We start from the raw sequence: 22,893 nt of genomic DNA on the forward strand, positions 1-22,893 counted from the left end.
GATCGACCGTCAGGAGTTCAGGAACGGCGCCACCGCCGCGATGAACTCGGCCGGCCGGGCACTGTGCACCAGGTGCCCGGCCTCGATGGTGACCAACCGGCAGTCGGGGATCAGCCGGGCGAGCTCGGCGATCCGCTCCTGCGGGACGTGGCTCGCCGGACCGCCCGCCACCACCAGGGTGCGGGCGGTGATCTCCGGCAGCCGCTCCCGCCAGGCCGGGTCGGGGGTGTCGAGCTGGGCCTTGACGGCCTTCACCACGGCCCAGTCGAAGTGCGCCGGCTCCGCCGTGTCCTCCTCCGTCACGACGCTCGCCGGGCGCGGGTACAGGGCCGGGATGTCCTCCAGGACGAGGCGGCGGATCCGCGCCGGCGCGGCCTGGGCCAGCAGGCAGGCGACCACGCCGCCCATCGAGTGGCCGACCAGGTCCACCCGGGCCAGGCCGAGCGCGTCCAGCACGGCGAGCACGTCGTCCCGCATCTCCGGCAGGCCGTAGCGGGCGGCGCGGCCGCTGTCGCCGTGGCCGCGCAGGTCGAGCGCGTACACGTGGTGCCCGGGGGCGAGGTCGGGCAGCACGGTGTCCCAGTCGGTGGCGCGCTCGCCGAGGGCGTGCAGCAGGACCAGCGGCGGGCCGCCGGGCCGGCCGCTCTCGCGGCAGGCGATCGTCACCTCGGGCAGTTCCACCGTGCGGACATCCGTCATGTCCGCCACGGTACGCGCCGACCGGCCGTCAACGGACGGCTGTTCGCCCTCGGCTTGGCCCGGCGGCCTGCTCGAACGCTTCGCCCGCGTCGTCCCGCGCCGCCTCCCCCGCTTCCTCCCGCGCCGCCGCCCGGGCCGCGTACACCGAGGCCAGCACGGCCAGACCCGCCACCACCGCGCAGACCACGCTCGCGGACAGGAAGGCCGCACGGTGGCCGCCGCCCCCGGCGGTCTCCCGCAGGTACACCCCGGACAGCGCCGAGACCGCGACCGCCGCCGCGATCCGCTGCGCCATCTGAAGGATCGCCCCGCTCACCCCGGCCGCCTCGGCGGGCGCGTGCCGCAGCACGTACGCCTGGTTGGTGGCGCCCATCAGGCCGATCGAGGCGCCGCCGACCAGTTGCAGCGCCGCCAGCAGCCAGGGCAGCGCGCCGGCCGGCGCCTCGTGGGCGACCAGCCCGCCGATCAGCATGACCAGGGCGGAGCCCGCCATGCCCGCGGTGACGGTGCGTCGACCGAAGCGCTGCACCACCCGCCAGGCCAGCGCGGAGGCGACCCCCATCGCCACCGCCGAGGGCAGCGCGACCAGCGCCGCGCCCATCGGGGAGAGCCCGAGACCGTCCTGGAGGAACATGGTGAGCACCAGCGAGGCGGCCAGCGAGGAGCCGAACTGGGCCATCGCGGTCGCCGTGCCGAGCGCGTACGGCGCGGAGCGGGTGAGCGCGGGGTGGATCAGCGGGTGGCCGCCGGAGCGGGCGTAGCGGCGCTGCCACCAGGCCAGTCCGCCGAGCAGCAGCAGCGCGCCGGCCGCGAAGGCGAGCCCGCCGGTCCAGCCGGGCGGCTGCACGAACGGCAGCATCAGGACGAGGGTGAGCGCGCCGACCAGCAGCAGGCCCACCAGGTCCAGGTCGGCATGCCGGGCGCTCGGGCGGGGTCGGGGCAGGTGACGCACCGCCAGCAGGAGGGTGGCCAGGCCGAACGGCACATTGAGCAGGAAGGTCAGCCGCCAGCCCCACTCCGGGCCGGCCGCCGCCAGCACCGCGCCGCCGACCGGCGGTCCGAGCGCGAAGGCCAGCCCGCCGGTCACGGCGTACATGCCGAGCGCGCGGGCCCGCAGCTGCCCGTCGAAGACGTCCTGGAGGGTGCCGATCATCTGCGAGTTGACCAGCCCGGCGCCCGCGCCCTGAAGCAGCCTGGCGGCGATCAGCACCCCGGGCGCGGTGGCGGTCGCGGAGACCAGGCTGACCAGGGTGAACAGGGCGAGCCCGGTGACGAAGAACCACTTGCGGCCCTTGACGTCGCCGAGCCGGCCCCCGGGTATCAGGGCCAGGCCGAAGGCCAGCGAGAACCCGGCGACGATCCACTGCAGGTCGGCGGGCCGGGCGTGCAGGCTCTCGCGCAGCGCCGGGATCGAGGTGTTGAGCACCGACTGGTCGAGCAGCGTGGTGAAGCCGCCCGCGACGCAGACCAGCAGGACGCGCCGCCCGGCGACGTCGAACCGCTCGCGGGGCCGGTCCGTGACGGCGGTGGTGGCGGTCACGGCTCCACCACCACGAGCGCGTAACAGGCCTCCTCCGGACCGTGGTTGCGGAAGCGGCTCGTCCCGGAGACGTAGCGCAGGCAGTCACCCGGCCCGAGGTCGTGCCGCTCGCCGTCGACGGTCAGTTCCAACCGCCCCGCCAGCACCCACAGGTGGTGCTCCAGGCCGGGCACGCACGGCCGGTCGTACGGGATGTCGGCGCCGGCGGGCAGCCGCCCCTCGATGATCTCCGCCCGCAGCGAACCGTGCGGTGGCGACACCGCACGCCGGACGAACCCGGTGGCCTCGTCCCGCCACACCCGCTGCTCCGCCGCCCGCACCACCCCGGCCGGCTCCGACTCCACCTCGGCCAGCAGCCGCGACATCGTCCGCCCGTACACCGCGCACAGCCGGCCCAGCAACGCCGCCGTCGGGCTGACCTCCGCCCGCTCCACCCGCGACAACGTCGACCGACTGACGTCCGCCTGCCGCGCCAACTCCTCCAGCGTCCACCCGCGCTCGACCCGCAACTCCGCAAGCCGGCCGGCGAGCCGCTCGTCGGCGGCCGTCTCGATTCCCATATTCGCGATGCTATCCCGGATCTGAGATCACCAGGGCGGTTCCCGCCTCCGCACCGAACCGCTGGCGCCGCGTCACGTCGGGTTTCGGACAAAGACCTTGCATCAAGCCATCTCCGTCAGAGCATCACGAGACATCCACACTTCCTCCACGTAGGGTTGCCTAAGTTCCGCCGCCGCAGACCTGGCGGCCGGGACGTCTTCCGCATGCCCACGACCCGACAGAAGTGAGTCGTCCATGAACATCCGCCACCTGGTGACCCGGCTGACGGCCGCGGTCGTCCGCCGGGGACTCGGCGCCACCGCCGCCGCGTTCGCCCTGATAGCCGCCGTCGTCCTCGGCGGCGCGGTCGGGGGCATGTCCACCGCCGAGGCCAAGCCCGCCTGGCCCGGCCCGGGCCAGTGGACCTGCTCGGGCGCGCCGGTGCCCTCCGGTTGGGTCATCACCGGCTACGACCGGTCGGGCTGTCAGGGCAGCGGCTCCTGGTACCAGGCGCCGGTCAAGGACGGCATCTGGACCTGCTCGGGCTCGCCCGTCGTCCCGGGCTACGTGACCACCAACCACCAGCAGGACGGCTGCACCGGCATCGGCGCCTGGTTCCAGCAGCGGGTCAAGGACGACATCTGGACCTGCTCGGGTTCGCCCGTCGTCCCGGGGTACGTGATCACGAACCACCAGCAGGCCGGTTGCAACGGCGTCGGTTCCTGGCGCAACAACCTCGCCAAGGACGGCAACTGGACCTGCGGCGGCTCCCCGATCATCGACGGGTACGTGCTCACCGACCGCAACCTCTACGGCTGTGACAACGCCGGCTCCTGGCGGCAGAACATCGCCCGCCCCGGCCTGGCGGTCTGCGCCGGCACGACCATTCCGGCCGGCTTCCGCTTCACCACCTTCTCGGCCGGCGGCTGCAGCGGCCTCGGCGCCTGGACCATCGCCCGCGCCTGACCACCCGCATTCCCGCACGGAAGCGCCGCGCCCCCCGTACGCGACGCCTCCCCGCACCCGCCTGCGGGCTCCCGGGCACCCACCCGGGGGCCCGCGGCCGCGCTCACTCGCCGCGCAGCTCCTCGATGACCGGGGCGAAGGCCTCCATGGCGGGCTCCACGACGGTGATGTACGAGAAGCCGTACCGCTCCCGCTGCGCGCGCAGCTGGTCGGCCATCTGCCGCACCGTGCCGATGAGGAAGGTCGGGATCTCCAGGGCCTCGTCCTCGGTGAAGTCCGGGATGGTGAGGTACGAGGCGTTGCCGAGGTACTGCCGCAGGGTGGCGCGGCGGTCGTCGGTGGCCACCACCGTGTAGATCAGGAGGTTCAGCTCGGCCGGCTCGGTGCGGTCGGCGGCGAACCGCCGGTACGCGGCGACGCGTTCGTCCAGCTGCGCGGCCGTGAGCATGATCGGCTTGCCGGTCGGGTCGGCGCGCCCCCCGGTGAACGAGGCGATCTCGGCGTGCCGGGCGCTCAGCTTCAGGACCCGGTCCCCGTTGCCGCCGATCAGGAGCGGCGGGCGCGGCTGCTGCAACGGCTGCGGCGTGAAGTCGTCCGAGCCGAACAGCCGGTCCAACTCCTCGATCGTGCGCTGGAGATGGGTCACCCGCTCGCCGGGCGTGCCGAAGGGCAGGCCCGCCGCATCGTGCTCCGCCTTCATGTAGCCGGTGCCGAGCCCCAGTTCGAGGCGGCCGCCGGTGAGCTGGTCCGTGGTGGCGACCTCGCGGGCGAGCAGCGCCGGGTTCCAGAAGCCCGAGTCGAGCACGAACGTGCCGAGCCTGGGTCTCTCGGTGGCCTCGGCCGCCGCGACCAGGGCGGGGAACGGCGCGGGTCTGCCGAGGTGGTCGGAGACCGTGATCACGTCGTAGCCGAGCATCTCCGCCATACGACACTTCTTGCGCCACTCGTCACTCGCCGCCGGGGTGAGCAGGGTGACGCCGAAACGGAACGGGCGGGCCATGAACGCTCCTCACGCGTGAACACACGGACGGCGCCCGCAGCCGATCGGCGGGCGCCGCCCGCCAGTTCATCATTTGTCAGCGATCACCGCCAGCACATTCGGGCGGGACGAGCCGCCGTCGGGCAGCCGGGTCACGGCAAGCCGACCCGGCTGCCCGACCGCAGGCCGCTCAGTCCCCGATGGGTCCGTCGGGGAGGCGGTCGGCCAGGTAGCCGGACAGGTCGGGGGTGTCCGGGGCGAGCAGGTGGCGGACCCAGGCGCGGCGCTCGTGCTCCATGGTGGGCAGCTCCCAGACGCAGCCGACGTAGGGGGTGGAGTTGACGACCCAGTGGGTCGGGTCGTCGTCCGGGCAGCCCAGGTACGGCTCCCCGGCAGCGGCCGTGCGGGCGTGGACGACATTGCCCCAGACCCAGGCGTAGACGCAGAGGTAGAGGGCGCCCTTGCCCTCGTGCAGCACCAGCCAGCCCGCGGGCGCCTCCTCGTCGCGCTCGGGCAGCATCTTCGTGGCGGTCTCGTAGGCGGCCGCCACCAGGTCCGCCGTCAGGGGGCGGTCGGCGGCGCGGGTGACGTGGTAGGGCTTGAGCTGCCAGCCGTCGATCTCGACGGGCGGGAGGGCCTGGACGTGCTTGTGGTGGAATGCCATGCCGGGACGGTACGGGGGACCGACTGACATCCTCTGTCAGTCGATCATCAGCCGCTGGCCGATCGTTGGTCGGTCGCTGGTCGCTGGTCGGTCGCTGGTCGGTCCACGGGGAACGGAGGTGCGGGCGGTGCGGGCGAGCCGACTGATGTCGATCGTGTTGTTGTTGCAGAGCCGTGGTCTGATGACCGCGCAGGCGCTGGCCGAAGAGCTGGAGGTGTCCGTCCGCACGGTGTACCGGGACGTCGAGGCGCTCTCCGCCTCGGGCGTGCCGGTCTACGGCGAGGGCGGCCGGGAGGGTGGCTACCGGCTGCTCGACGGCTACCGCACCCGGCTGACCGGGCTGACGCCGTGCGAGGCCGAGACGCTGTTCCTGCTGCCCATGCCCGGCCCGGCCGCCGATCTCGGGCTGGGCTCCTACGCCGCCTCCGCACGGCTCAAGATCGCCGCCGCGCTGCCCGCCGAGGTGGGCGACCACGCGGCCCGGATCGGTTCCCGCTTCCTGATCGACGCCGACTCCTGGCAGCGGGACGCCCCCGGCTCCGATCAACTCCCGGCCCTCGCCCAGGCGGTCAAGGACGAGCAGGCGGTCGAGGTCCGGTTCCGGGAGCCCGACGAGGAGGAGGACCGGGTCCAGGCGTTCTCGCCGTACGGCCTGGTACTGGACGCGGGCGCCTGGTACCTGGTGGCGGCCAGGGCCCCGGGCAGCGCCCCGACGGTCCTCCCGGTGTCCTGGGTGCGCGCGGCCGCGCCGAGTCTGCACGACTTCCGCCCGGCCGCAGGCTTCGACCTGCGCACCTTCTGGGCCGACCGCCCGGCGGTACGGATCGCGGGCTGACCGCCTCGGCTTCCGGGCCGGCCCCCACGGCTTCCGGGCTGACCCCTCCGCAGGCGGGGCGGGTGATCATATGATGTGCGGGGAATCCGGGCTGGTCAGCGGCCCGGGAGGTGAGGGGGGACCATGTTCGGCATCATCCGACCGTGCAAGCACCGGCTGTCCGAGCGGCTCCAGAGCTCCTGGCTGGCGCACCTGTGCGGGCTCTGCCTCGCGCTGCGCGACGACCACGGCCAACTGGCCCGCACCGCCACCAACTACGACGGCCTGATCATCTCCGTCCTGGTCGAAGCGCAGGCCGCCCGGGACGACGCATCCTGGCGGCGCACCGCCGGGCCGTGCCCGCTGCGCGGCATGCGCACCGCCTCCGTCGCCAAGGGCGAGGGCGCCCGGCTGGCCGCCGCCGTCTCGCTCACCCTCGCCTCGGTCAAGCTCCGCGACCACGTCGAGGACCGCGACGGCGTGTTCGCCCGCCGGCCGGTCGCCGCCGGGGCGCGGGCCGTCACCCGGCGCTGGGACCGGCAGAGCGCGGGCAGCGCCTCCGCCGTCGGCTTCGACACCGCCGTGCTGCTCGACGCCGCCTCCCGGCAGGGCGAGTTGGAGCGTGCGCTGCGGCCCGGGGGTTCCGTCCTGCTGGTCACCGAGCCCACCGAGAGCGCCACCTCGGCCGCGTTCGCGCACACCGCCGTCCTCGCCGGACGACCCGGCAACGCGGCCCCGCTCGCCGAGGCCGGACGGCTCTTCGGCCGGCTCGCCCACCTCCTGGACGCCGCCGAGGACCAGGCCGCCGACGCCGTCAGTGGCGCCTGGAACCCGCTCACCGCCACCGGCACCGACCGCGCCGAGGCCGAACGGCTCTGCCGCGACGCCGTCCACGGCATCCGACTCGCCCTGCGCGAGGTCGAGTTGACCGACCGGGCGCTGGTGCACGTGCTGCTGGCCCACGAGACCGAGCGCGCCGTCGAGCGGGTCTTCGGCCCGGCTGCGCACAGTGCCACCTGCCGTACCCGGACGACCGGCAGCGGCGAACACCCCAACGACGCGCCGCCGCAGCAGACTCCGTCACAGGACCCGGACCAGGCACCGGTCCCGCCGTGGGTGCCGCAGGGCCCGGGCTTCGAGCCGATCGGCCCCAAGCCGCCGCGCCCGCGCAACCTGCTCGCGGGCTGCGCGGTCTGGGCACTGATGGCCTGCACCTGCCAGCTGCTCTGCTGCGAGCACAACGACCCGTTCAGCCGGGAGCGCCGCAAGGGCTTCTGCGATCGGCACGGCTGTGACCCCGACTGCTGCAACTGCTGCAACGGCTGTGACTGCGACTGCTCCAACTGCTGCAACGGCTGTGGCTGCGACAACTGCGACTGCGACTGCTGCTGCTGCGACGGCTGCTGACGACAGGCGTCAGCAGCCTCCCTCACGCATCGGAGCCCGCCACCTCCCGGTCCGCCTCCAGCGAGCTCTCCAGCCCCGCCAGCAACTGCAGGAACCGCTCGGTGTCCTGTTCCGTCATCCGTCCCTCGGCCACCAGCCTCGACCCCTCGGCCGCACTCTCGTTCATGGCCCCGACGCTAGGAGTTGACGATCAACAGCCGATAAACGCGACGTCGGCCACACCGGTTCGCGCTGGGGAGAAGGGGGTGCCCGACCGCCGAGCGCGCGGATAGCGTGATCGTATGGATCAGAACGAACGTTTACTCCACGCCTCGTCCTTCGGTGCGGCGGCGGTCGAGTACGCCGAGCACCGGCCGGACTACGCACAGGCCGCGGTGCGCTGGGCACTCGAGCCCGCGCCCGGCCTGCGGGTGCTCGACCTCGGCGCCGGCACCGGCAAACTGACCGCCACCCTGGTCGCGTCGGGCGCCGAGGTCATCGCGGTCGAGCCCGACCCGGCGATGCTGGCCGAGCTGCGCCGCTCGTTGCCGGCCGTCCGGGCCCTGTCGGGCAGCGCCGAGGCGATCCCGCTGCCGGACGCCTCCGTCGACGCCGTGGTGGCCGGCAACGCCATGCACTGGTTCGACATGGCGGTCGCGGGACCGGAGATCGCCCGGGTCCTCGCGCCCGGCGGCGTGCTGGCCGGCCTGTGGAACGTGCTGGACGACCAGGTCGACTGGGTGGCCGGGCTCGCCCGGATCAGCGGGACGGCGGCCATCGGCCCGCGGGACACGCCCGCCAGCTGGCGCGCCGAGACGGCCGACATGCACCTCCCGAAGACCGACGCACCCGCCCGGTTCGGCTCGCCGGAGCAGGCCACGTTCCCGCACGGACAGCGCCGCACCGCCGACTCCCTGGTCGCGACCCTCGCGACCCGCGCCGGGATGATCGTCATGCCCGACCAGCAACGCGAGGCCTCACTCGGCCGGATCCGCGACTTCCTCACGGGCAACCCGGACACCGCCGAGGGCGAGTTCACCCTCCCGATGCTGACCAGCGTGCTGCGCGTCCACCGCCTGTGAGACTGCACCACGCTCACACCCCGGCGTGAGGTGCCGGTCCCCGCGAACACGCGGGGACCGGCCACGACGGGCTACGCGCCTTCCTTGAGGAGGGCGCGGACGAGTTCGCGCTGGTCCTCGGTGAGGTGTGGGTCGGCCAGGTGGACGCTGCGGCCGTCGACCGTGATGTCGTACTGGAATCCGTCCGGCACCACCCAGCCGTGGGGGGCCATGTCGGGAGGCAGCGCCCGGTGGACCAGGGCCTCCAGGTGGGTGGTGTCCGGCTGGTCGGCGGTGTCGACCTCGGCCTTGCGTACGATACCGGCGAAGCCGCCGGTGCGGGTGATGCTGATTCGCATGGACCGCATTGTTCCGCACTCCGGGGCGTCGTGAGGCTCGATTCCCGACCCGCCCCCTTGGCATGCCCATGGGTTGGTGGTTCAATGCCGATGCTCAAGTCTCTTGTTAGGAAAGCTTCCTAACAAGTCTTGGGCATCACCCGGTTCTCCTCCCCCACCGAGAGGACGGCTTCGCCGTGCGCCGAAGCACCACCAGGACGCTCACCACCAGGACGCTCCTCGCCGCGGCGGCGCTCGCCACCCTGCTGCCGCTCGGCGGTGCGCCCGCGACCGCCCACCCTGCCGGCCCTGACGGCCCTGCTGGCCCCGCCGGCCCCGCCCCGCAGGCCGGGCAGCCGTTCCAGCACCCCGGCGTGCTGGTCGGCCAGCGCCAACTCGACTTCGTCAAGACGAAGTTGGCCGCCGGAGCGGAACCCTGGACGGCCGCCTTCGCGGACCTGCGGGCCAGCAGGTACGCGGCGCTGGACTGGCAGCCCCGGCCGCGCGCGAACGTCGAGTGCGGCTCCGCCTCCAACCCCAACAACGGCTGCTCCGACGAACGCGACGACGCGATGGCCGCCTACACCCACGCCCTGCAGTGGGCGCTCACCGGCGACCACCGGTACGCCGACCGGGCCATCCGGATCATGGATGCCTGGTCGGCCGTGATCAAGGAGCACACCAACAGCAACGCCCCGCTCCAGACCGGCTGGTCGGGCGCCAACTGGTCGCGCGCCGCCGAGCTCATCCGGCACTCCGGCGCGGGCTGGCCGGCCGCCTCGGTCAAACGCTTCGCCACCATGCTGCGCACCGTCTACGTGCCGCTGCTGACACCCGGCAGTCCGCGCAAGAACGGCAACTGGGAGCTGGTCCAGACCGACGCGCTGATGGGCATCGCGGTCTTCCTCGACGACCGCCAACTGTTCGACCGGGCCGTCGAACTGTGGCGCGGCCGGCTGCCCGCCTACGTCTACCTGTCCTCCGACGGCGAGCTGCCGGTGCCGCCGCCGAAGGCCGGCATCGAGGGCCGGTCCGCGCTCGTGTCGTACTGGTCCGACCAGCCGACCTTCGTCAACGGGCTGGCGCAGGAGACCTGCCGGGACTTCGGCCACACCGGCTGGGGCCTGGAGGCCGCCGCCCAGACCGCCGAGACCGCCCGGCTCCAGGGCCTCGACCTGTGGCACGAGGGCCGCGAACGGCTGGTCGCCGCCCTGGAGTTCCACACCGCCTACGACAACGGGGCACACGCCCCGGACTGGCTCTGCAAGGGCGAACCGAAGACCGGCCTCGGCCCGGCCGTCCAACTCGCGTACAACGAGTACCACGGGCGGCAGGGCGTCCCGATGCCGCAGACCGAGCGGTACGTGGCCGCGCACCGGCCGTTCGGCGCGAACTACTTCATCGGCTGGGAGACTCTCACCCACACCGACGCGCCGTGACCACCCCCGCTCCTGATCCCCCTCACCATGACGGCCATCGGCATCCCTCGTCCGCTGCCGCTCAATTCGCTTGCTGTCGGCGCGCGGTCTGCGCTGATACTGCGGCATGAGCAGAATCGCGCAGGTCATTGTGTTGGCGCCGTTCGCGGAGGAGGTCATGGAACCGCTGACGCGGCCGGACGACTCGCGCAGTTGGCAGGGCAGCTTCGAGTCGCTCGGCCTGTTCGTCGGCGGGTGGGTGATCGAGTTCAACCGGATGCGCCCCCGGTCCGGGCTGCTCCGGCACCTGGAGTCCCTTGCGTGGCCGCACCCGGCGAGCGTACAGGTGCTGATCCACGACGAGGACGACGACTGCTTCGGGCTGTGGATGATGCAAGGGGGTGTCCTGACAGAGGTACCGCTTCCCGGCCACACGCGTTACCACACTCCCGCACCGGCCACCGACGAGTTCCCACCCGAGCCGGGCGTCCTGTGGCGGTCGAAGGCAGCGGGGGCAGCGCTTCCAGCCTGGATCTTCAGGGAGCGCCAGGACCGGCGTCCTGCCTGGTAGAGCTCACCAATCCGAGCAGTGCGGCCGAGGACAAGGTCACTCACCGCGCAGGAGGGCGGCGGGAAGAGCAGCCGTGGCGTCCAGGAGGAGGCGGGCGGCCTGTTGGGCGTCGGTGGCGGGGGTCGGGTCGGCGTGGATGGCGGCGGCGGTGATGGCGCCCTCGGCGAGCAGGGTGAGGTGGACGCCGGTGGCGGGTGGGGCGCCGGCGGCCTCGGCGAGGCAGGCCAGGTAGGCGGCGAACTCCTCCTTGTGGTGGCGGGCGGCCGCGGCGACGGCGGGTGAGGTGGCGCCGAGTTCGCCGAAGGAGTTGACGAAGGCGCAGCCGCGGAAGCCCGGTTCGGCGAACCACCGGGCGAGCCAGTCGAAGACGGCCAGGAGCTGGTCCTTCGGCGCGACGGCGGCGCCGGCCACGTAGGTGGCGAGGGCGGCCCGCCAGCGCCCGTCGCGGCGCAGCAGGTACGCCTCGACCAGGTCGTCCTTGGACGGGAAGTACTGGTAGAGGCGGCGCAGCGTGACGCCGGAGGCGGACCGGACGGCGTCCATGCCGACGGACTGGACGCCCTGCGCGTAGAACAGTTCCTCGGCCGCGTCCAGGATCCGGGTCCGCGCGTCGTCGTGCTCCATCTGCCCTGCCCTTTGCGTGAGAACGATGGTTCTCCTAGGGTAGCGGAGGAAGTGAGAACGACCGTTCTCACCCGCCCCTCCCCTGCGCTCCGAGGAGATTCCCGTGTCCGAACCGCGTCCGCCCCTGCCCCCGTTCACCGAGGAGACCGCCCGCCGGAAGGTCCGGGCCGCCGAGGACGGCTGGAACACCCGCGACCCCGAGCGGGTCGCCCTCGCCTACACGCCCGACAGCCGCTGGCGCAACCGCGCCGAGTTCGTCACCGGACGCGGGCAGATCGTCGCGTTCCTCGCCCGCAAGTGGCGCCGCGAGCTGGAGTACCGGCTGATCAAGGAGCTGTGGGCGTACGACGGTGACCGCATCGCCGTCCGCTTCGCCTACGAGTGGCACGACGACTCCGGCCAGTGGTACCGCTCGTACGGCAACGAGAACTGGGAGTTCGACGCGGACGGCCTGATGGCCCGTCGGCACGCCTCGATCAACGACCTGCCGATCGATGAGGGCGAGCGGCTCTTCCACTGGCCGCTCGGCCGCCGGCCGGACGACCACCCAGGGCTCGGCGACCTGAGCCTCTGAGCACCGCCAGGGCCGGGCGGCCCCCGCCGGAAAACCCGAGGCGCCGCGGCGGGGGCCGGTCGTAGCCTGACGGGATGGAGAAGACCATCACCTACGTCGAGATGACCTCCCCGGACGAGTTGCGCCCGGCGCCGCCGGTCGCCGCGCTGGCCCTGTTCCGCACCGAGGGCACCTCCACCGTGGTGCAGGGCGTCCAGGCCGAGGTCGGTCGCCCGCACGGCTGGAACAGCGCCACCCGCACCGCCCAGGACTGGGCGGAGCACCTGGCCGAGTACCCGCGGCGCCAGTACTGGCTGATCACCCTGGACGGCGAGCCGGCCGGCATCGCCAACCTGGAGCTGCACCCCGGCGGGGACGTCGAGATCGCGACCTTCGGGCTGCTGCCCGCCCTGGTCGGCCGCGGCCTGGGCGGTTACGCGCTGACGCTCGCCCTGCGCCAGGCCTGGGCGACCGAGCCGGTCGACGCCGACACCGTGCGCCGGGTCTGGCTGCACACCAACTCCTTCGACCACCCGGGAGCCCTGCCCAACTACCACAAGCGCGGGATGCGCACCTTCAAGACCGAGGTCCACCCCGCCTGAACCCGGTCCGCCCGTACCCACGCTTCGGTGCCCCCTCCGGTGCTGTTCCACGGCTGTGACCTTTCGCGCACCGGCCGCTGACCTCGGTCTGGAACGCTCCTTGCTGTACCGGACAGCACCTGAGGGGGACCTGGAAATGACCGTTCGCAACAGATTCGGCACCGCCGCCGCGATCGCCCTGATGACCACCGTCGGCGCCGTGCTGCTCTCCGCGTGCGGCCCCAACGACGCCGACCCCAAGGCGACCGCCACCACCGCTCCGGGCACCCCCGGCACCGCCGCGACCGGCACCTCCGCCCCGGGCGGCCCGGCCCGCCCGAGCGGCCCCGGCACCGGCGGGGCGACCACCCCCGCCGCCAAGGAGGTCAACGGCACCTCCGCCGCCAACCACCTCACCATCAGCACCGGTACCCAGACCGTCGCGATGAACGGCACCACCGTCGACTTCGGCACCGTCGTCCGGGACCTCGCCTGGTCGCCCGACGGCAAGAAGGCGGCCTTCGTGAACGGCTCCGGCGACCTGGTCGTCGCCAACCCGGACGGCAGCGGCAAGGTCGTCCTCGCCAAGAACCCCGGCGGGGAGACCTGGTCCCACCCGAGCTGGCAGCACGCCAAGCCGATGCCCGGCCAGGACGTCCCCGAGGCGAACGAGCGCTTCAACACCATCGTGTTCGCTGCCGCCAAGGGCAACGTCCTGCGGCTGGAGAAGATCGCCACCAAGGCCGTCGGCGGCACCCCCGAGGTGCTGACCCCGCACAGCTCCGAGGGCGGCGACGAGTCCATGCCCCAGCCGCCCGAGACCGGCAACACCTGGCCCAACACGGGTGGTCAGCGCGGCGAGATCGCGTACGCCAACACCCCCGCCAACAAGGTGTACATCTACGACGACTACATCCGCCCGGCCACCCGGGAGCTGGCCACGGGCTCCCAGCCGGCCCTCTCCCCCGACGGCGAGCACCTGGTCTTCGTCCGCTCGGTGAACGGGCACGACCACCTGTTCTCGCGCTCCACCCAGTGGGACCAGAAGGCCGAGAAGGACCTCACGCCGGCGGCCGCCACCGACTACACCGAGCCCGTGTGGTCCCCGGACGGAAAGACCCTCGCGGCCCGCACCCCGGACGGCATCAGCACCCTGCCGGCCGACGGCTCCGCCGCCCCCGTCCAGGTCTCCACCGTCAAGGGCCTGCCCGCCTACCGACCGTGACGGCCACCGGCCGTATCCACCACCGGCTGTGACGGCCAGTTTCCGTGACGGCCGTCGGGCGGGCTCAGGACTCCTGGGCCGGCGCGGCGGCCGTCGCCAACTCGGCGCGCAGCTCGGCCAGGTGCTCGTCGGCGGTCTCGTGCGGCAGGAACTCGACCAGGTCGAGGAAGCGGAACAGCACCCGGGTCTCGGTGACGGCGTACTCGTAGTCGGCGAACCCGACCACCGCGCCGGTGCCGCCGCGCACCGCGCCCCGGACGGCGGCCGCCGTCACCTCGTCGGCGCCGTCGCCCTCCGCCGTCTGCCGCCGCCGGGCGTTCGGCCGGGCCAGGAACGGGCAGACCATGGCGGCGTACAGCATGCACGCCCGGTGCCCGGGGCCCTCCATGGTCGGCGCCAGGTTCTGGTACGACCGCCCGGCCCGCAGCGCGTCCGCGATGGCGGCGCTCTCCGCCGCGCCGACCACCCGCCACACCGGGCCCTTGGGCATGAAGCCGCCGCACACCGAACACCGGCGCTCCAGCGCGCAGTTGGCGCTACGACCGTGGTCGGTGAGCGCGAACTGCGGCTCACCCCCGCGCCACGGCGTGATCGCCGGCACGGGGTACCCCCTGACGTCCCGGGGCCTTGCCCCCACTCCCGCCGGCATCGGCACCGCATCGAATCGCACGGCCCCATCCATACCAGTCACCCGCACCCCGGGTCGACCCCCGCCCGGGGAGCGGGCGGGCGCGGCCCCAGGGACCCAGGGCCCCAGCGAGGAGTGCCGCCGCCCGCGCCCGCCCCGCCACCGTCACCGCCACCGGCTACCCCGGCGTCTCCTCCTCGGCGAGCAGCACCTTGCGCAGCAGGTCGGAGAGCGTCCTGCGCTCGGCCGGGGTGAGGACGCCGAGCAGGCGGCGTTCCTCGCGGCCCACCACGTCCAGGGCCTCGTGCCAGGCCGCGCGGCCGGTGTCGGTGAGGACCACGTCGACCTTGCGGCGGTCGGCGGTCGAGGGGGTGCGGAGGACGTAGCCGCGGCGTTCGAGGGCTTCGAGCCGGCCGGTCACCGACGCGGGGGCGAGGTTGAGATCGGCACTGAGGTCGGAGGGGGCGGCGTGACCGCCGCGGCCGGCGAGTTCGTGGAGGGTGTCGAACTCGTGCTTCTGGAGTCCGTGTTCGGCGACGCCCTGCTCGCGGACCTGGCGGAAGTGCCGGGTGAGCTTGGTCATCCGGGTGACGGCGCCCTCGATGTCGGGGTCGAGGTGGGGCAGCACCGGCTGCCAGCGTTCGACGTGCCCGTCCGTCCAGTCGCGGGGCGGGCTCGGTCGCCGGTCGGAGTGCTCTGCCATGACGGAAGTCTACAAAGCCCGCCCACGGCCACCGATGGCCGCCGGCCCGCCCCCTCTCAACAGTTCGATACCGAAATTTCGTTGCCGAAACTTTGACACCGAAATAAAGTCCTGCCCTGTGAGCCAACACCCCCTCAAGCTCCCCGACTTCCGGCTGCTCTTCCTCGGCCGGACGGTCTCCGCCCTCGGCGACGCCGTCGTCCCGGCCGCCCTCGCCATCGCCGTCACCCGCGCCACCGGCTCCTCGGCCGCGCTCGCCCTGGTGCTGGGCTGCGCGATGGTGCCGCGGCTGGTGCTGCTGCCGTTCGGCGGAGTGGCCGGGGACCGCTTCAACCCGCGCGTGGTGGCGCTGACCACCGACCTCGTCCGGGCCGCCGCCCAACTGCTGGTCGGCCTGGAACTCCTCGGCGGACGGCCCAGCCTGGCCCTGATCGCGGTCGCCGAGGCGGTCGGCGGCACCGCCTCCGCCTTCGCGATGCCCACCGCGACCCCGCTGGTCGCCGCGACCGTCCAGGGCGAACAACGACTGCGCGCGAACGCGCTGATCTCCTCGACGATGGCGGCCGCCCGGCTCGGCGGCCCGGCACTGGCCGGTGTGCTGGTGTACACGGCCGGACCGGGCTGGGCCTTCGTGCTGGACGCGGCGTCCTTCGTGTTCAGCGCCGCGCTGCTCACCCGGCTGACCGTGCGCCACCAGCCCGGCGAGCGCCGCTCCCTGCGCCGGGACCTCACCGAGGGCTGGCGCGAGGTGCGCTCGCGGGACTGGTACTGGACCAGCCTGTTCGCCCACGGCGCCTGGAACGGTGCCGCCGCCGTGCTGCTCACGCTCGGGCCGCTGATCGCCACCACCCGCCTCGGCGGGGACGGCGTCTGGGTCGCGTTCACCCAGGCCGGGGCGGCGGGCGTGCTGTGCGGTTCGCTGCTCGCCGGGCGGGTCCGGCCCCGGCGGCCGGTGCTGGTGGCCAACCTGGGCCTGGCCCTGTACGCGCTGCCGCTGCTGGCGCTCGCCGTGGCGGCCCCGGCGGCGATCACCGTCGGCGCCTACGCGGTGGCGATGACCGGGCTGGGCTTCCTCAACCCGGTCTGGCAGACGGTGGTCCAGCAGGAGTTCCCGGCCGGGGTGCTGGCCCGGGTGACCTCCTACGACTGGCTGCTCTCGCTGGCCGCCGCACCGCTCGGGTACGTGCTGGCCCCGCTGGCCGCCGAGGCCTGGGGCGCCGGGGTGCCTCTGCTGGCCGCCGCGGCCCTGGTGGCCCTGGCCTGCGCGGGCACGGCGGCGGTGCCGGGCGTGCGCCGGCTCGGCCGACCCGACCCGGCGGCCGCCCCCGCGCCCCGTCCGGAGACGGAACCGGAACGGGAGCGGAAGCGGCCACCGGCCGGGGTGTGATCCGGTCGAGCGCCGGGCGTCAGTTCCAGATGCCGGTGATGTCGGCGGCGGAGCCCGCGTTGCCCGCGTGCGTGGTCAGACCCGCGAGGTCCTCCAGGGTGCGCAGGACGTTGTAGTGGTTGTAGGTGGTGGCGGAGCTGCTGCCCGGGGCCACGTGGGCGCCGTAGAACACGGTCGGGATGCGGTTGCCCGCGAGGCGGTTGTCCTCGTCGAAGGTGACGACCAGGATGCTGTTGTGGGTCTGGGCCCAGGTGGCGTAGCCGCCGAGCTTGTTCTTGATCCAGGTGTCGCCGGTGCTCACCGAGCAGTCGTGCATGTCGTTGCAGAGGTTCGGGACGACGAACGACACCTTGGGCAGGGTCGTGTAGTCGGTCGGGAACTGGTTCATGGTCATGGCGGTGTTCAGCGGCACGTTGCCGAAGCCGAACCACGGGTTGTGCTTCTGCGCGTAGTTGCCGCTGCTGCACACGGTGCTGCCCTGGGACGGCAGGTCCTCGTTGTAGCTGAGCCAGGTCTTGCCGGCGGCGATCAGCTCGGAGCCCAGGTTCGGGGTCTGGAAGCCGCCGACGGTCACACAGCTGTCGTCGGTGCGGCCCTGGGTGGAGCCGGAGAACAGCGCGTAGTAGTTCGGCTCGCTCGGGTGGGTGATGCCGAACGACTGGGTGAGGTTGCCGCCGCCGGCCTTGAGGGTGTTGTTGATGTACGGGGCGCTGGAGCTGCCGACGACCTGGGTGTAGGAGTGGTTCTCCATCACCACGACGACGACGTGGTCCGGCGTCGGCAGGGTGGCGGCCTGCGCGGTGGTGGCGGTGGCGGCCCAGAGGCCGGCCGAGGCGGCGACCAGCGCGGTCGCCGAGGCGAGCGCGGTCGCGGTGCGACGGGAACGGGGCTTCGCGGGAGACGTCATGACGATTCCTCGGGTTGGGAACGAGTCCGGTGAGGGAACGCGCGAGCGCGGAGGGTGAGCGGGGGACCGCGTCGCCTGAGCGCCCAACAGCATGGAGCGGAAGCGGTGAGCAGGGCAGATGACAACGGGTGAAACCTTGACCGCGGGTCGGGAAACGGCCGGTGCGGGCAAAGCGGTTCACATTGCCGCCCGGCCACCCGGGCAGCGATAGTGGATCTTCGACGACGCGGTCCGACGCCGCGTCAACTGACGAGAGAACCGGAGAACATGGCGAAGATCACCCTCCTGCGCCCGCTCGCCGTGGCGGCGGCCGCCGCCGTCCTGGTGGCCACCGGTGCCGCGCACGCCGTCGCCGCCGACCAGGGCCCGGCCGCATCGCCCGTCCCCGACACCGCCGGGGTGCTCGCCGCGCTGCAGAACACCACCAAGGCGGGCGCGCCGGGCGCCTTCGCGGTGATCCGCGACCACGGCGACGCCGAGCGGACCCGCTCGTTGACCGTCGGCCAGGCCGACCTCGACGGGACCCCGATGAACTCCAAGTGGAGGTTCCGGGTGGGCAGCAACAGCAAGATGTTCTCGGCTGTTCTCGTCATGCAGCTGGCGGAACAGGGCCTGATCGACCTCGACAAGCCGATCCGCGACTACCTGCCGGCCGGCACCCTCCCGGACACCTGGACCATGACCGGCCGTCAGGTCATGGAGCACCGCGCGGGCGTCTACGACCACACCAACGACCTGCTGGAGCAGACGGGCGAAGAGACCACCAGCGCCTTCGAGGCGCGCATCCGCCACAACGTGTACGACCCGCGCGAGCTGGTCGCGCTCTCGGTCAAGCACGGCCTGCAGTACACCCCGGGCAGCCGCTACTCCTACTCCAACACCGACTTCGTCCTGATGGGCCTGGTGGTCGAGCAGCTCACCGGCCGCCCGTACGCGGACGTGCTGCGCGAGCGGATCGTCGAACCGCTCGGCCTGCGCCGCACCTCCTTCGACGTGCCCCAGGAGGAGATCGACGGCCCGCACGTCACCGGCTACCTCACCAACGACGACCGCACCAAGCCGCTGCTCGACTCCACCGAGCAGACCGCCTCCTGGGTGTGGAGCGCCGGCGCCGTCGTCTCCGACGCCGAGGACCTGGACCGCTTCCTCACCGCGCTGCTCGCGGGCGGTGCGGGCGGCCTCGTCTCGGACGACTCGCTCAAGCAGATGACCGCCGTGCTTCCCACCCCCACCGCGAAGATCTCCTACGGGCTCGGGCTGCGCCGCATCGCCCTGTCCTGCGGTGACGTGTACGGGCACGGCGGCATCGTCCAGGGCTTCCAGACCCAGTCCTTCGCCACCCCGGACGGTCGGCGCAGTGTCGTGGTCTTCGCCAACGCCTCCAACAACGGCTCCGTCACCCAGGGGCTGATGGGGGCGCTGGAGCCGGCGTTCTGCGGCAAGAAGCCCGCCGCGGCGACCGGCGCCGCGCCGCGCACCGCGTTCACCGCGCCGGCCGTCGACGACTCGCTGCCGGTGGTGGAGGACACCCGGATCTGACCTGCCGCCGCCTGCCGCCGCCACGCACACGGCACGCGCCGCGCGTTCCCGGCGCGGCGCGTGCCGTGTGCCGTGTGGGTGTCGGTCGGTGGGTCGGTTACCGGTCGAGGTGGGCGAGCAGCAGGTTGGGGTCCTGCCGGGTGGTGAACGCGGCGCTGGTGACGTACACGGTGTCCCCGCAGACGGCCACGGCGGTCGGGTTGGACAGTCCGTCGTCCCGGGTGAGCACGATCGACTCGGTCCCGTCGGGGCGGACCAGGGCCAGCTCGTGGGCGACGTTCAGCGCGGCCAGCACCTCGTCGCCGCGGCCGGTGAAGGCGAAGTCGTCGACCGGGCCGATGTCGTGGGCGCGGACCTCGACCGGTCCGGCCGCGCCGTCCTCCTCGATCGGGATGCGCAGCAGGCTGCCGCGGTCGGTGTTGCTCACCCAGACCGCGCCGTGGTGGACCTTGATGCCGTTGGCCCCGATGAAGGTGGTGCCCTGGAGCTCGGCGCCGCTCGCCCACACCGTCGGCGCGCCGCCGTGCAGCGGGATGCGCCGCACCAGGCCGAGCGCGGAGTCGGCGGCGTAGAGCACGCCGTGCCGCGGGTCCAGCGCGAGGCCGTTGCTGAGGCTGTCGACGGGCAGCGCGACGATGCGTTCCGGGGTGCCGCCGGGCCGCAGCCGCCAGACGCCGGTCAAATCCGCGGTGCCGGTGGAGTAGTTGACGTAGAGCGTCCCGTCGTGGGCGCGGACGATGCCGGCCAGCGCCGGGAAACCGACCACCGGGGTGGCCGGGTGGTCCGGGACGGGCAGCACGGCCAGCACGTGCACCTGGCCGTCCGGGGTGATCCGGGCGATGGTGCTGTTGCCGATGAAGGTGACGTCGGCGGAGCCGTCCGGTTCGAGCGCGATGTTCTCCGGGGTCTGACCGGTCGCGAGGTCCAGGTGGACGAGGATCCTCGGCGCGGACAGCGGCGGCGCCACCGCCACCGCCGGGGTGCCGGCCAGCAGGGACAGGGCGACGGCGGTGACGGTGGCGGTGAGCAGGCCGGCGGGGCGGGGTGAGCGGGGCACGGACTCTCCTGCGGGGGACGACGGACGGGCTGTCAGCAGACCACGCCCGCCGGTCGACCCGACCGACCGCCGTCGGCACGCCGTCGGCCCGTCCCCCGCCCGGCGGACACCACCCGGCCTCCGGGTCAGCTCGTCCGGCGGCGGCCCGGCCGGGGGCCGTCGGTGCTCAGGTCGGTGAGCGCCTCGGTGAGGAGTTCGCGGGCCTCGTCGGCCCGGCCCTGCTCGATCAGGGCGGTGCCGAGCTCGGTCAGCGTCTTGGTCATGCTGTCCGGGCGGCCGATCGCCTCGTAGTGCACCAGCGCCTGCCGGTAGGCCTTCTCGGCGGCCGGCCAGCGCTTCAACGCCGCCCGGTCCAGGCCGAGTTCGTGGGCCGTCATGGCCGCGATCAGATGCATCAGCGGGGAGGACCAGCGCTCCACCAGCTCCAGTGCGCCGGCCAGTGCGCGGCGGCGGGTCTCCACCGCCTCCTCGGCCCGGCCGGAGTCGCGCAGGCAGTTGGCCGCGCCGCGCAGGGTGACCAGCCGGCCGATCTGCGCGGAGCGGTTGTCCACCGCGGCGAAGGCCTCGGCGGCCCGCTGGTACGCATTGGTGGCCTCCCGGAGCCGGCGCAGCTGCCGCAGGCCGCTGGCGAGATAGGTGCGGGCCCAGCCCTCCTGCTCCCGGTCCCCGATCGCGATGGCCAACTCCAGGCCCTGACCGGCCAGTTCGACGCCGCGCTGGTAGCGGTGCAGGCAGGTGACGTACGTCCAGGCCAGGTAGTTCACGTGGACCGCCTCGGCCTGCCGGTCGCCGCAGGCGCGGGCGGCGTCGACCGAGAGCTGGAAGACCTCGGCCCAGATGTCCCAGCTGAGCAGGCGGTCGGAGAACCAGTGCATGGCCTCGGCGGTGTCGATCACCTCCCGGTGCCGGCCGGCGGCGAAGGCTTGGTGCAGGGCGGCCAGCCACTCCGGGTGTTCCTCCTCCAGCCAGCGCGCGGCCTCGGTCAGCGGCACCGGGGGGCCGGCGAGGTCCGGCTCCGGTCCGGGGTCCCGGTCCGGCGTCGCGGCGTGGTCCGGGTCGAACCGCAGGCCGTACCCGGCGGCCTGGCGCAGCAGCCAGGCGCCCGCCCGGGCACGGGCGTCCGCCACCGCCTCGGGCGTCTCGTCGGCCGCCAGCCGTTCGCCCGCGTAGAGGCGGACCAGGTCGTGCAGGCGGTAGCGCTCCGGGGTGGCCAGCTGCACCAGCCCGGCGTCGATGAGCTGCTCCAGGACGAGCTCGGTCCGGGCCGCGGACAGGCCCGCGTAGGCGGCCGCGACCTCGGCGGTGAAGTCGTGCCCGGCGGTCAACGCGCAGCGGCGCAGCACCAGTTGGGACTCGGCGGGCAGCCGCCGGTAGGACAGCGCGAAGGCCGGGCGGACGGCCAGGTCGCCGGTCTCCAGCAGGTCCAGGCGGTTCTCCTCGGCGGCGAGCTGGCGCGTCAGGTGGCCGACCGGCTGCTGCGGCCGGGCCACCAGCCGCTGCCCGGCGATCCGCAGTGCGAGCGGCAGGTAGCCGCAGAGCCGGGCGAGTTCGGCGGTGGCGTCCGGTGCGGCCTCGATCCGCTCGCGGCCGGCGATCCGGGCCAGCAGGTCGGCGGCCTCGGCCGGGGCGAGCGCGTCCAGCCGCAGCCGGTGCACCGACTCCAGCCCGGGCAGCGCGTTGCGGCTGGTCACCAGTGTCATCGCCGGGCCGGAGCCGGGCAGCAGCGGGCGCACCTGGCTCTCGTCGACGGCGTTGTCCAGCACCAGGACGAGGCGCCGCTCCCGGACCAGGGCGCGGTAGAGGCCGGCGCGTTCCTCCGTCCCGGCGGGCACCGCGCCGTCGGCGACGCCCAGGGCGCGCAGCACCTGACCGAGGGCGTCGCGGGCGGACAGCGGGGTGGGGGCCATGCCGCCGAGGTCGAGGGAGAGCTGACCGTCCGGGAACAGCCGGGCCAGGGTGTGGGCGGCGTGCAGGGCGAAGGCGGTCTTGCCGAGGCCGGGCTGGCCGCTGATCAACACCACCCGGGGGTGGGCGGGCCGGGTCTCGCCGGCCAGCGCCTCCAGCTGGAAGAGGGCGTCCTCGCGGGCGGTGAAGTCGGCGATGTCGCGGGGCAGCGCGAGGGCGCCGGGGGTGAGCGGGACGGTGGGGGTGGGTGCTGCGGCGGGGGTGGCGGGCGTGGGCACGGCGGGGGCGGGTACGGCCGGGGCGGGTGCGGCGACGGGTGCTGTGGGCGGCGGGGTGGCGACGGTCTGGGCGGGCACCGCGAAGGCGACGGGCGCGTCCGCCGGAGCCGCCCGGGTGCCCCGGGGCCGGCCGGACTGCGCGGCGTCCTCCAGGGCGGCGGCCCGGTCGGCGTCCAGGCGCAGCGCCTCGGCCAGCGCCCGTACGGTGCGCCGCTGCGGCCCCCGGGTGCGGCCGCGTTCCATGTCCCCCACGGCACGCAGGCTGACCCGGGCCGCGGTGGCGAGGTCCTCCTGGGTCAGGCCCGCCGCCATCCGGTAGCCGGTCAGCAGGCGGCTGAACTCCCCGCTCTCCTCGGTGTCCCCGCCCGTACCCCCCGCAGCCGCCATGTCCCGTCTCCGATCGTGCCGTTACTTCTGCCGGGCACCGTGCCCGACCGTCCCCCCGCAGGCAGAAGTATTGCCTGGGCAGAAGTATGCCTCGTACTCGACCCATCCCTGGTCGCCGGGGCCCGGCTCCGCCGCAGCTCAGG

At 73.7% G+C, this 22,893-nt stretch carries 24 protein-coding genes; 11 read left to right on the forward strand and 13 right to left on the reverse strand.

Annotated features, from left to right (window positions below):
* Positions 1–9 precede the first annotated feature (9 nt).
* The 3 genes from ABTY15_RS14635 to ABTY15_RS14645 are packed head-to-tail and all read right to left on the reverse strand — an operon-like array spanning position 10 to position 2,799.
* On the reverse strand, positions 10–699 hold the full coding sequence (locus ABTY15_RS14635; protein ID WP_350582307.1) for an alpha/beta fold hydrolase: 690 nt from the start codon (positions 697–699) through the stop codon (positions 10–12).
* Positions 700–727: 28 nt separating this feature from the next.
* Positions 728–2,239: an MFS transporter gene (locus ABTY15_RS14640; protein ID WP_350582310.1), complete on the reverse strand. Its 1,512-nt coding sequence runs from the start codon at positions 2,237–2,239 to the stop codon at positions 728–730.
* Positions 2,236–2,799 (reverse strand): helix-turn-helix domain-containing protein, encoded by a 564-nt coding sequence (locus ABTY15_RS14645; protein WP_350582314.1) that lies wholly within the window; start codon positions 2,797–2,799, stop codon positions 2,236–2,238. Before ABTY15_RS14645 ends, ABTY15_RS14640 begins: the two co-directional genes overlap by 4 nt.
* A 235-nt stretch (positions 2,800–3,034) precedes the next feature.
* On the opposite strand from ABTY15_RS14645, the gene ABTY15_RS14650 reads away from it, so the two are divergent.
* The gene (locus tag ABTY15_RS14650; protein WP_350582319.1) at positions 3,035–3,745 is read left to right on the forward strand and encodes a hypothetical protein; all 711 of its coding nucleotides are present in this window, start codon (positions 3,035–3,037) and stop codon (positions 3,743–3,745) included.
* A gap of 103 nt (positions 3,746–3,848) precedes the next feature.
* Here ABTY15_RS14650 and ABTY15_RS14655 read toward each other — a convergent pair whose 3' ends face one another.
* Positions 3,849–4,745, reverse strand: coding sequence for an LLM class F420-dependent oxidoreductase (locus tag ABTY15_RS14655; RefSeq protein ID WP_350582323.1), 897 nt, complete (start codon positions 4,743–4,745; stop codon positions 3,849–3,851).
* A 169-nt stretch (positions 4,746–4,914) separates the two neighbouring features.
* Entirely contained in the window at positions 4,915–5,388 is a 474-nt protein-coding gene (locus ABTY15_RS14660) for a hypothetical protein (RefSeq protein ID WP_350582327.1), read from the reverse strand.
* Between the two features lie 127 nt (positions 5,389–5,515).
* Here ABTY15_RS14660 and ABTY15_RS14665 point away from each other — a divergent pair, with 127 nt between their 5' ends.
* Together ABTY15_RS14665 and ABTY15_RS14670 are read left to right on the forward strand one after the other, a co-directional pair.
* Positions 5,516–6,223, forward strand: a complete 708-nt coding sequence (locus ABTY15_RS14665; protein ID WP_350582331.1) for a helix-turn-helix transcriptional regulator — start codon at positions 5,516–5,518, stop codon at positions 6,221–6,223.
* A gap of 123 nt (positions 6,224–6,346) precedes the next feature.
* Entirely contained in the window at positions 6,347–7,609 is a 1,263-nt protein-coding gene (locus tag ABTY15_RS14670) for a DUF5685 family protein (RefSeq protein ID WP_350582336.1), read from the forward strand.
* 22 nt (positions 7,610–7,631) lie between these two features.
* Here the strand turns inward: ABTY15_RS14670 and ABTY15_RS14675 are convergent, their stop codons facing one another.
* Positions 7,632–7,775 carry a hypothetical protein gene (locus tag ABTY15_RS14675; protein ID WP_350582339.1) on the reverse strand — a complete coding sequence of 48 codons (144 nt, stop codon included), beginning with the start codon at positions 7,773–7,775 and terminating at the stop codon, positions 7,632–7,634.
* 115 nt (positions 7,776–7,890) lie between these two features.
* On the opposite strand from ABTY15_RS14675, the gene ABTY15_RS14680 reads away from it, so the two are divergent.
* Positions 7,891–8,670 carry a class I SAM-dependent methyltransferase gene (locus tag ABTY15_RS14680; RefSeq protein ID WP_350582342.1) on the forward strand — a complete coding sequence of 260 codons (780 nt, stop codon included), beginning with the start codon at positions 7,891–7,893 and terminating at the stop codon, positions 8,668–8,670.
* A gap of 71 nt (positions 8,671–8,741) precedes the next feature.
* On the opposite strand, the gene ABTY15_RS14685 is transcribed toward ABTY15_RS14680, so the two are convergent.
* Entirely contained in the window at positions 8,742–9,008 is a 267-nt protein-coding gene (locus ABTY15_RS14685) for a protealysin inhibitor emfourin (protein WP_350582347.1), read from the reverse strand.
* Between the two features lie 176 nt (positions 9,009–9,184).
* On the opposite strand from ABTY15_RS14685, the gene ABTY15_RS14690 reads away from it, so the two are divergent.
* Together ABTY15_RS14690 and ABTY15_RS14695 are read left to right on the forward strand one after the other, a co-directional pair.
* Positions 9,185–10,426, forward strand: coding sequence for an alginate lyase family protein (locus ABTY15_RS14690; protein WP_350582350.1), 1,242 nt, complete (start codon positions 9,185–9,187; stop codon positions 10,424–10,426).
* Between the two features lie 106 nt (positions 10,427–10,532).
* Positions 10,533–10,976: a hypothetical protein gene (locus ABTY15_RS14695; RefSeq protein ID WP_350582353.1), complete on the forward strand. Its 444-nt coding sequence runs from the start codon at positions 10,533–10,535 to the stop codon at positions 10,974–10,976.
* A gap of 36 nt (positions 10,977–11,012) precedes the next feature.
* Here the strand turns inward: ABTY15_RS14695 and ABTY15_RS14700 are convergent, their stop codons facing one another.
* Entirely contained in the window at positions 11,013–11,600 is a 588-nt protein-coding gene (locus ABTY15_RS14700; RefSeq protein ID WP_350582357.1) for a TetR/AcrR family transcriptional regulator, read from the reverse strand.
* 103 nt (positions 11,601–11,703) lie between these two features.
* On the opposite strand from ABTY15_RS14700, the gene ABTY15_RS14705 reads away from it, so the two are divergent.
* From ABTY15_RS14705 to ABTY15_RS14715, 3 genes are all read left to right on the forward strand, one after another.
* On the forward strand, positions 11,704–12,174 hold the full coding sequence (locus ABTY15_RS14705) for a nuclear transport factor 2 family protein (RefSeq protein WP_350582360.1): 471 nt from the start codon (positions 11,704–11,706) through the stop codon (positions 12,172–12,174).
* Between the two features lie 74 nt (positions 12,175–12,248).
* The gene (locus ABTY15_RS14710) at positions 12,249–12,755 is read left to right on the forward strand and encodes a GNAT family N-acetyltransferase (RefSeq protein ID WP_350582365.1); all 507 of its coding nucleotides are present in this window, start codon (positions 12,249–12,251) and stop codon (positions 12,753–12,755) included.
* Positions 12,756–12,891: 136 nt separating this feature from the next.
* Positions 12,892–13,959, forward strand: coding sequence for a TolB family protein (locus tag ABTY15_RS14715; protein WP_350582368.1), 1,068 nt, complete (start codon positions 12,892–12,894; stop codon positions 13,957–13,959).
* Between the two features lie 64 nt (positions 13,960–14,023).
* On the opposite strand, the gene ABTY15_RS14720 is transcribed toward ABTY15_RS14715, so the two are convergent.
* Both ABTY15_RS14720 and ABTY15_RS14725 read right to left on the reverse strand, forming a co-directional pair.
* Positions 14,024–14,560 carry a hypothetical protein gene (locus ABTY15_RS14720; RefSeq protein ID WP_350582371.1) on the reverse strand — a complete coding sequence of 179 codons (537 nt, stop codon included), beginning with the start codon at positions 14,558–14,560 and terminating at the stop codon, positions 14,024–14,026.
* Positions 14,561–14,765: 205 nt separating this feature from the next.
* Complete coding sequence (locus ABTY15_RS14725; RefSeq protein ID WP_350582374.1) at positions 14,766–15,290, reverse strand: MarR family winged helix-turn-helix transcriptional regulator; 525 nt, start codon at positions 15,288–15,290, stop codon at positions 14,766–14,768.
* A gap of 118 nt (positions 15,291–15,408) precedes the next feature.
* On the opposite strand from ABTY15_RS14725, the gene ABTY15_RS14730 reads away from it, so the two are divergent.
* Complete coding sequence (locus tag ABTY15_RS14730; protein ID WP_350582380.1) at positions 15,409–16,677, forward strand: MFS transporter; 1,269 nt, start codon at positions 15,409–15,411, stop codon at positions 16,675–16,677.
* A 19-nt stretch (positions 16,678–16,696) separates the two neighbouring features.
* On the opposite strand, the gene ABTY15_RS14735 is transcribed toward ABTY15_RS14730, so the two are convergent.
* Positions 16,697–17,584, reverse strand: a complete 888-nt coding sequence (locus ABTY15_RS14735) for an alkaline phosphatase family protein (RefSeq protein ID WP_350582382.1) — start codon at positions 17,582–17,584, stop codon at positions 16,697–16,699.
* A 267-nt stretch (positions 17,585–17,851) separates the two neighbouring features.
* Here ABTY15_RS14735 and ABTY15_RS14740 point away from each other — a divergent pair, with 267 nt between their 5' ends.
* Positions 17,852–19,123 (forward strand): serine hydrolase domain-containing protein, encoded by a 1,272-nt coding sequence (locus tag ABTY15_RS14740; RefSeq protein ID WP_350582387.1) that lies wholly within the window; start codon positions 17,852–17,854, stop codon positions 19,121–19,123.
* Between the two features lie 97 nt (positions 19,124–19,220).
* On the opposite strand, the gene ABTY15_RS14745 is transcribed toward ABTY15_RS14740, so the two are convergent.
* Both ABTY15_RS14745 and ABTY15_RS14750 read right to left on the reverse strand, forming a co-directional pair.
* Complete coding sequence (locus ABTY15_RS14745; RefSeq protein WP_350582390.1) at positions 19,221–20,180, reverse strand: SMP-30/gluconolactonase/LRE family protein; 960 nt, start codon at positions 20,178–20,180, stop codon at positions 19,221–19,223.
* Positions 20,181–20,305: 125 nt separating this feature from the next.
* Complete coding sequence (locus ABTY15_RS14750; protein WP_350582394.1) at positions 20,306–22,750, reverse strand: ATP-binding protein; 2,445 nt, start codon at positions 22,748–22,750, stop codon at positions 20,306–20,308.
* Positions 22,751–22,893: the final 143 nt, after the last annotated feature.

It is taken from the genome of Kitasatospora sp. NPDC097643 (assembly GCF_040302625.1).
GTDB lineage: Bacteria > Actinomycetota > Actinomycetes > Streptomycetales > Streptomycetaceae > Kitasatospora.

Excerpts from the sequence above, each read along its gene's own strand:
- ABTY15_RS14635 (WP_350582307.1), bottom strand. The coding sequence starts at position 699 with ATGACGGATGTCCGCACGGTGGAACTGCCCGAGGTGACGATCGCCTGC.
- ABTY15_RS14645 (WP_350582314.1), bottom strand. The coding sequence starts at position 2,799 with ATGGGAATCGAGACGGCCGCCGACGAGCGGCTCGCCGGCCGGCTTGCG.
- ABTY15_RS14650 (WP_350582319.1), top strand. The coding sequence starts at position 3,035 with ATGAACATCCGCCACCTGGTGACCCGGCTGACGGCCGCGGTCGTCCGC.
- ABTY15_RS14655 (WP_350582323.1), bottom strand. The coding sequence starts at position 4,745 with ATGGCCCGCCCGTTCCGTTTCGGCGTCACCCTGCTCACCCCGGCGGCG.
- ABTY15_RS14660 (WP_350582327.1), bottom strand. The coding sequence starts at position 5,388 with ATGGCATTCCACCACAAGCACGTCCAGGCCCTCCCGCCCGTCGAGATC.
- ABTY15_RS14670 (WP_350582336.1), top strand. The coding sequence starts at position 6,347 with ATGTTCGGCATCATCCGACCGTGCAAGCACCGGCTGTCCGAGCGGCTC.
- ABTY15_RS14675 (WP_350582339.1), bottom strand. The coding sequence starts at position 7,775 with ATGAACGAGAGTGCGGCCGAGGGGTCGAGGCTGGTGGCCGAGGGACGG.
- ABTY15_RS14680 (WP_350582342.1), top strand. The coding sequence starts at position 7,891 with ATGGATCAGAACGAACGTTTACTCCACGCCTCGTCCTTCGGTGCGGCG.
- ABTY15_RS14685 (WP_350582347.1), bottom strand. The coding sequence starts at position 9,008 with ATGCGAATCAGCATCACCCGCACCGGCGGCTTCGCCGGTATCGTACGC.
- ABTY15_RS14695 (WP_350582353.1), top strand. The coding sequence starts at position 10,533 with ATGAGCAGAATCGCGCAGGTCATTGTGTTGGCGCCGTTCGCGGAGGAG.
- ABTY15_RS14700 (WP_350582357.1), bottom strand. The coding sequence starts at position 11,600 with ATGGAGCACGACGACGCGCGGACCCGGATCCTGGACGCGGCCGAGGAA.
- ABTY15_RS14710 (WP_350582365.1), top strand. The coding sequence starts at position 12,249 with ATGGAGAAGACCATCACCTACGTCGAGATGACCTCCCCGGACGAGTTG.
- ABTY15_RS14715 (WP_350582368.1), top strand. The coding sequence starts at position 12,892 with ATGACCGTTCGCAACAGATTCGGCACCGCCGCCGCGATCGCCCTGATG.
- ABTY15_RS14725 (WP_350582374.1), bottom strand. The coding sequence starts at position 15,290 with ATGGCAGAGCACTCCGACCGGCGACCGAGCCCGCCCCGCGACTGGACG.
- ABTY15_RS14735 (WP_350582382.1), bottom strand. The coding sequence starts at position 17,584 with ATGACGTCTCCCGCGAAGCCCCGTTCCCGTCGCACCGCGACCGCGCTC.
- ABTY15_RS14740 (WP_350582387.1), top strand. The coding sequence starts at position 17,852 with ATGGCGAAGATCACCCTCCTGCGCCCGCTCGCCGTGGCGGCGGCCGCC.
- ABTY15_RS14750 (WP_350582394.1), bottom strand. The coding sequence starts at position 22,750 with ATGGCGGCTGCGGGGGGTACGGGCGGGGACACCGAGGAGAGCGGGGAG.